This window comes from Streptomyces sp. NPDC058653 (assembly GCF_042716895.1).
GTDB lineage: Bacteria > Actinomycetota > Actinomycetes > Streptomycetales > Streptomycetaceae > Streptomyces.
Genome location: NZ_JBHXRM010000045.1, coordinates 66,009 through 72,739, shown reverse-complemented (window position 1 = coordinate 72,739; position 6,731 = coordinate 66,009). Strand labels below are relative to the sequence as shown.

The following is a 6,731-nucleotide window of genomic DNA, read 5'->3' as shown; positions in this document are numbered from 1 at the left end:
GTCCGTTCGCCCCCGTGGCCCACCGGTCGGTCCCATCGGGCGGGGCACCGTCCCCCGCGAGGGGACGGTCCGCGTCCGGGCCGGGGCCCAGGACCGGGTGCCGCGACGGGGCCGGCGACGGGGCGTCAGACCACGCGGTGCATCCAGGCGCGGGTGTCCTCCGACCGGCCCGTCTGGATGTCCAGCAGCGCCTCGCGCAGCTTCATCGTGACCTTGCCGGGCTCACCGTCCGCGTGCACCCACTCACCGCCCGTCGACCTGACGAGGCCGACCGGTGTGATGACGGCCGCGGTGCCGCACGCGAAGACCTCGGTGAGGGTGCCGTTCTCGGTGTCGCGACGCCAGTCCTCGGTGGAGATACGGCGCTCCTCCGACGAGTAGCCGAGATCGCTCGCCAGCTTCAGCAGGGAGTCGCGGGTGATGCCGGCCAGCAGCGAGCCCGTGAGTTCGGGAGTGACGATCTTGTCCCCGTACACGAAGTACAGGTTCATCCCGCCCATCTCCTCGACGTAGCGGTGCTCCAGCGCGTCCAGCCAGACGACCTGGTCGCAGCCCTCGGCCGCCGCCTCGGCCTGCGCGAGCAGCGACGCCGCGTAGTTGCCGCCGGTCTTGGCGAAGCCCATACCGCCGGGGACGGCGCGCACATAGTTCTCGGAGAGCCAGACCGAGACGGGCTTCACACCGCGAGGGAAGTAGGCGCCGGCCGGGGAGGCGATGACGAGGAACAGGTACTCGTTCGACGGCTTCACCCCGAGGCCGACCTCGGTCGCGATCATGAACGGCCGCAGATAGAGCGACGCCTCGCCGCCGTACGGCGGGACCCACGCCTGGTCCTGCCGCACCAGCACGTCGCACGCCTCGATGAAGGTCTTGGCAGGCAGCACGGGCATCGCCAGCCGGCGCGCCGAGACCTGGAAGCGCAGGGCGTTCGTCTCGGGCCGGAAGGTGGCGATGGTGCCGTCGGCGCGGCGGTACGCCTTCAGCCCCTCGAAGATCTCCTGCGCGTAGTGCAGGGTCATGTTGGCCGGGTCGAGCGAGAGCGGCCCGTAGGGCACCAGCTGCGCGTCGTGCCAGCCGCGCCCCTCGGTCCATCTGATGGTCACCATGTTGTCGGTGAAGTGGCGGCCGAAACCAGGAGCGGCCAGGATCGCCTCGCGCTGCGCGTCGGACAGCGGATTCGACGAGGGCTTGAGCGCGATCGTGGGCAGCGGCGTCGTGGGCGTGGTCATGAGTTCTTGTCCTTCACCGGTTGTGTATGACGGACCGCGCTCACGCCGCTACAGGTACTAGGACGTCCGAGCTTTCCCTCATGCTACGGCCCACCGCCATTGTGGCGCGCGGCTCAGCCGGAGATGCAACGGGGTGAACACGGCCCTACGGATGATGGTGGCACCCGGTGGCCGCGAAGCACAGCCGCCGGATGCTGTGACCCGGCGGCTATGGAAGTCGTCGGCGGGTCAGCCCGCTACTCGTACGACGAGCGCGTCACCGATCTCGTCGGTCGTACGGGTCGCGCTGCCGCGCTCCGCGAGGTCGGCCGCGACGGCCTCCTCGATACGGGCGGCCTCGGCGTCGAAGCCGAGATGCCGCAGCAGCAGCGCGACCGAGAGGATCGTGGCCGTGGGGTCGGCCTTCCCCTGGCCCGCGATGTCCGGCGCCGAGCCGTGGACGGGCTCGAACATGGACGGGAACGCCCGGTCGGGGTTGATGTTCGCGGAGGCCGCCAGGCCGATGCCGCCGGTCACGGCAGCGGCGAGGTCGGTGAGGATGTCACCGAAGAGGTTGTCGGTGACGATCACGTCGAAACGCTCGGGCTGGGTCACGAAGAAGATCGTGGCGGCGTCGACATGCAGGTAGTCGGTGGAGACGTCGGGGTACTCCTGGCCGACCCGGTCGAAGATCCTCTTCCAGAGGTGGCCCGCGTACACGAGGACGTTGTTCTTGTGGACAAGCGTCAGCTTCTTGCGGGGGCGGGAGTTGGCACGCTCGTACGCGTCGCGCACGACACGCTCCACGCCGTACGCCGTATTGAGACTGACCTCCGTGGCCACCTCGGCGGGCGTACCGGTGCGCAGGGAGCCACCGTTGCCCGTGTACGGACCCTCGGTGCCCTCGCGTACGACGACGAAGTCGATGTCCGGACGGCCGGCCAGCGGTGTGGCCTGGTTCGGGAAGAGCTTCGACGGCCGCAGGTTCACATAGTGGTCGAAGGCGAACCGCAGCTTCAGCAGCAGCCCGCGCTCCAGGACCCCGGACGGCACGGAGGGGTCGCCGATGGCACCGAGGAGGATCGCGTCGTGCGTCTTGAGCGCGGTGAGCTCCGCGTCCGGGAGGGTCTCCCCGGTACGGTGCCAGCGCCGGGCGCCGAGGTCGTACTCCTTGGTCTCCAGCTTCACATCCTGCGGGAGTACGGAGCCGAGGACCTTCAGGCCCTGGGCCACGACCTCCTGGCCGATGCCGTCACCGGGGATCACTGCGAGATTGATGCTGCGAGACATGACGGGCACCTTACTGCGCGTCCCAGTGCCTGACACGCGTGGTCCACGATTCGGACAGCGTGTGTCCGTGGGCACCGTGCGTGTCCGTGGGCATCGGCGCGGGTGACCGACGGGGCCCGTTCCGGCTCAGTGGCCGGTGGAACCGCCGTTGTCCCTGCGGTCGAGGGCGCGCTGGAGGGCCGCTGCGGCGTTCTTGCGGTCCGACTCGTTGCCGCGGGCGTGGTGACGGACGCGGCGGACTGTCGTCTCGGCCATGATCATCGACTCCTTGAAACAGCTGAGGCGTAGGGCCTGGGGGTGCCGTACGAGGCATCTGCTGGGCGCCGGTTGGGCGGGGAGCTCGCGCCGCAGGGGTTGCCTGCGTGAGGGCGATCGCTCACGTCCGCCGTTCGCTGGATCAAGCGAGTCGTTCGGCTCCTACAAAGCTAAAGGAGCCGGGCCGTTCTGTCTCCACAGTTAGTCGGACTTCCTACTATCTGAGACGGCGGCCTTGATCAGGCCCTCGCCGGAGCGGGCCTCGACGACGTCAGGGGCGGCACGCTCTGCCCGGTGCTCGGCCGGCCGGAGGAGGCTGGAGGAGGGCCGGACCGTCGTCCGGGCCGGAGGCCGGTGCGACGTCGGGGCGGCCCGCTACAGCACGTCGCCGTCGCGCCAGTCGAAGACCAGCGCGTGGTCGGGGGACGGCAGTTCGCGATCGGGCACCGGCCAGAGAAAGGTCGCCCCCTCCTCCTCCGGCAGCCGCACCACCCCGTCCGGGCTCAACACCTCGACGCGGCCGTCCCACTGATGCCAGCCCCGTGAGCGGTAGAGCCGGGAGCCCAGCTCGGAGGCGGCGAGCGCGCCGACGTCGTACGCCCTGCTGACGACCCGCTCGAGCACCTCCATGACCCGTCCGCCGAGCCCTTCCCCGCGCCGGTCGGGGTGGACGCCGACAGCCTCCACGTAGCCCACGCGGTACGACTGTCCCGCGTGCGTCAGCCGGCGCTGGATCACGCTGCCGTGCGCGACGAGCCCGCCCGCCCCGTCCCGTACGAGGACATGGACGCCGCCGAGCCCGTGGGTCCAGTCCTCGTCGCTGAATTTCCCGTCGAAGGCGTCGTCCAGGAGGAGGCGGATCTCGCCGAGGGTCGCCGGGTCGAGTTCGAAGGTGTGCGCGGTGCGCAGCGGATATGACATGCGTCTCACTCTTCCAGGCCGGGGGCCCGCGCATGTACTCAGTGCTCAGTTGAGTAGCTCCTCCATGTCGAAAAAACGTGCCTGCCGCGACAGTTGGGCACATGAACGGCCTTTACGCACTCAAGCCCTGGTACGCGGCTCGGCTCTCCGGAGTCCGGGCCGCCCTCGTCCGTCGCAAGGTGTCGCCCGACACGCTCACCGCGGCGGGTGTCGTCAGCGCGGCCGGTGCGGGCGCCGCCGTGGCCTGGCTGCCCGCCGGACCGCTCGCCGCGCTCCCCGTCGCCGTCCTCCTCGCCGCCCGGCTGGCCTTCGCCAATCTGGACGGGGCGCTGGCCCGGGACACCGGCCGGACGACCCGGCGCGGCGCCGTCCTCAACGAACTCGGGGACCGCGGGGCCGACTTGGTCGTGCTCGCCGGCTTCCTCGCGCTCGCACCGCTGTGGCTGGTCGCCGTGGCGGGGCTGGCGGCAACGCTGCCGTCCTGGGTGTCCCTCGCGGGTGCGGCGGCGGGCGCCCCGCGCCGTAACGGCGGCCCCGTCGGCAAGACCGAACGCTGCCTGCTCGTCGTCATCGCCGCCGCGACCGGCTGGGCGGTGCCGGTGCTCATCGTGATCGCGGTGGGCTCGGCGCTGACCGCGGTCGTCCGCCTCGGCTGGGTCTGGAAGGAGCTCGCATGAGCGGTGTCCTGGTCGCGGGCGAGACCGTGGGGCGCGCCGTCCCCCTCGTCGCGGGCGTCCTCGGGGCGAGCGGCGTCGCGGTGGCGGCGCTGCCGGGGCGCGTCACGATGCGGGCGGAGCTGCGCAGACGTTGGCGGACGTGGGCGATCGCCGCGCCGGTGTTCCTCGGGTCGCTGTTCCTGGGGGCCGGGGGCGCGTGCGCGCTGGCGGCGGCGCTCGGGGTGACGGCGGTGAGCGAGTACGTGCGGATGGCGGGGCTCCCCCGCGCGGAGCACGCCGTGCTGGCCGTGGCCGCCGTCGTACTCCCGGCGCTCGCGTGGCTGGTGCCGGACGCGGTGGACCCGGGGGCGATCGACCTGCGGGTGGTGGCGCTCCTGTTCGTGGCGGCGGCGCTGCCGGCGCTGCTGGCGGGCGATGACGGAGGGGGCTTCACCCGCGCCGCGCGCACCGTTTTCGCCCTGTGGTGGATTCCGGTCCCGCTCATGGGACTTGTGGTGCTCGGGGACACGGCGGTCGCGGTCGGCCTGGCGGTGGCGCTCGGGGACATCGGGGCGTGGTGCGGCGGTACGGCGCTGGGGCGTGGGGCCTCGTCGGCCGGCGGCCGGCCGCTCGCCCGGCGTCTGTCGCCCCTCTCCCCCGGCAAGACGTGGGCGGGAGTGCTGGGCGCCGCGGGGGCGACCGCGCTCGCCCTGGCCGCCGTCGGCGCCTTCACGCCGCTGCTGTGGGCGGCGGTGCTGGTCGGCTGTGTGCTCGGCGACCTGCTCGAATCCATGGTCAAGCGGGAGGCGGGCGTGAAGGACGCGGGCAGTTGGCTGCCGGGCTTCGGCGGGCTGCTCGACCGGATCGACTCCCTGCTGTTGGCTCTCCTGCTCGCGATGGTGGTGACGGTATGACCGCACGGATCTCTGCCCGTGGGGCGGGACGTTCGACGCCGCGACGACTGCTACGGGGGCGCAGGACGCGCGTCGTCGGACACCGGCGGGGGCGCCCGGGGGCCGGGGCGGGCGCGGCGGCTGTCGCGTACGCGGGCGGCCGACCCGGCGGGCTCTGCGAGCGCGGGACGCGGGGCGAGGGACGGGGCGGGCGTCGGGGTCGGCTGCGTGGACCGGGGCGTGGGCGTGGGGACGGGCGTGGCACTGTCGTCGGTGGGCCTGGCGGCCCGGGGCCCGCACCGACGCCCGCCGTGTCGCCGTCGCGGCTCGGCTCGGTGCTGCGCCGCGCCCTGTGGTGGTTCGTCCTCACGCTCACCGGCGGTGTGCGGCGGCACGGTCAACTGCCGCCCCGTGGGTGCGTAGTTGTGGCCAACCACTCCTCGCACGCGGACACCGCCGCGCTGCTCGCGGCGCTCGACGCCCGGCACCGGCCGGCCATCGGCGCGGCGGCCGACTACTGGTTCGCCTCCCCGTGGCGGCGCCGCGTCTGCCGGGTGCTCGCCGCGGGGTTCCCGGTACGGCGTACCGGCGGCGGCACGGACGACCTGCTGCGCATGGCGGACGGGCTGCGGGCCGGCGGCGCGGTCGTCCTCTTCCCCGAGGGCACGCGCGGGGCGGACGGCGCCGTCGGCGCCTTCCACCGCGGCGCCCTGGTGCTCGCCGAGCGCGCCGGTGTCCCCGTCGTACCGGTGGGCATCGGCGGCACGGACCGGCTGCTGCCCAAGCACGGGCGGCTCCGTTCCTCGCTGGTGCGGGTGCGGATCGGCGAGCCACTGCCGCCGTCGGCGACGCCGGAGGACGCCCGGGCGGCGGTCGCGGCGCTGCACGCCCGTACCGGTTCGGAGCCGCTGCCCGACTCCCCCGTACGGCGCCGGGTGGCGGCCGTGGCGGCGTCCCGCCGGGGACTGCTGCTGGCCTTCGCCTGGGCCTGCGCGGAGGCGCTGAGCTGGCCGCTGATGCCCGAACTCCTGCTGGGCGTCGCCTGCGTGGCGGTCCCCCGAGCCGCGCTGCGGCTCTCCCTCGCCGCACTCGCCGGAAGCCTCGCGGGCGGGCTTCTGGCCCTCCAACTCGCGAACACGGGGCTCCAGTTGCCCGCCCCACTGACGACGGACCGGATGCGCGCGGAGGTACGGCACGAGCTGGCGGTCGAGTCGGCTCGCGCCGTACGCCACCAGCCGTGGAACGGCATCCCGTTCAAGGTGTACGCCGCCGAGGCGGGCCGCGCCGGGACACCGGCGGCCGACTGGCTCGCGCGGTCCGCGCAGGCGCGCGGTTCGCGGACACTGACGGCCGGTGCCGCCTTCGCCGCGCTCGGTCTGCTGCTGCGCCGCTTCCGCCGCCACTACAGCGCGTACGTCGCCCTGCTCGGTGCCGCCTTCACCGCCGGGCTCTCGCTGATCGTGGCGGGCTGGAGCTGAGCGCGGGCCCCCGCCCCGTTTCCGCGTCCG

General features: G+C 73.4%; 7 protein-coding genes. 3 read left to right on the top strand and 4 right to left on the bottom strand.

Features of this window, described 5'->3' with window-relative positions; genetic code table 11:
• Positions 1–125: 125 nt before the first annotated feature.
• The 4 genes from ACFWU9_RS30000 to ACFWU9_RS29985 all read right to left on the bottom strand — a co-directional run bounded on the left by ACFWU9_RS30000 (position 126) and on the right by ACFWU9_RS29985 (position 3,674).
• Complete coding sequence (locus ACFWU9_RS30000; protein ID WP_384323962.1) at positions 126–1,229, bottom strand: branched-chain amino acid aminotransferase; 1,104 nt, start codon at positions 1,227–1,229, stop codon at positions 126–128.
• A gap of 228 nt (positions 1,230–1,457) precedes the next feature.
• Positions 1,458–2,498, bottom strand: a complete 1,041-nt coding sequence (locus tag ACFWU9_RS29995) for a 3-isopropylmalate dehydrogenase (RefSeq protein ID WP_384323960.1) — start codon at positions 2,496–2,498, stop codon at positions 1,458–1,460.
• Between the two features lie 126 nt (positions 2,499–2,624).
• Complete coding sequence (locus ACFWU9_RS29990; RefSeq protein WP_329381097.1) at positions 2,625–2,753, bottom strand: hypothetical protein; 129 nt, start codon at positions 2,751–2,753, stop codon at positions 2,625–2,627.
• A gap of 375 nt (positions 2,754–3,128) precedes the next feature.
• On the bottom strand, positions 3,129–3,674 hold the full coding sequence (locus tag ACFWU9_RS29985) for a GNAT family N-acetyltransferase (RefSeq protein WP_384323958.1): 546 nt from the start codon (positions 3,672–3,674) through the stop codon (positions 3,129–3,131).
• A gap of 101 nt (positions 3,675–3,775) precedes the next feature.
• Here ACFWU9_RS29985 and ACFWU9_RS29980 point away from each other — a divergent pair, with 101 nt between their 5' ends.
• The 3 genes from ACFWU9_RS29980 (at position 3,776) to ACFWU9_RS29970 (ending at position 6,701) form a co-directional block, all read left to right on the top strand.
• Positions 3,776–4,351: a CDP-alcohol phosphatidyltransferase family protein gene (locus ACFWU9_RS29980; RefSeq protein ID WP_384323956.1), complete on the top strand. Its 576-nt coding sequence runs from the start codon at positions 3,776–3,778 to the stop codon at positions 4,349–4,351.
• Positions 4,348–5,244 (top strand): phosphatidate cytidylyltransferase, encoded by an 897-nt coding sequence (locus ACFWU9_RS29975; protein ID WP_384323954.1) that lies wholly within the window; start codon positions 4,348–4,350, stop codon positions 5,242–5,244. The genes ACFWU9_RS29980 and ACFWU9_RS29975 overlap by 4 nt, the downstream gene beginning before the upstream one ends.
• Before the next feature lie 290 nt (positions 5,245–5,534).
• Complete coding sequence (locus ACFWU9_RS29970) at positions 5,535–6,701, top strand: lysophospholipid acyltransferase family protein (protein ID WP_384323952.1); 1,167 nt, start codon at positions 5,535–5,537, stop codon at positions 6,699–6,701.
• Positions 6,702–6,731 lie beyond the last annotated feature (30 nt).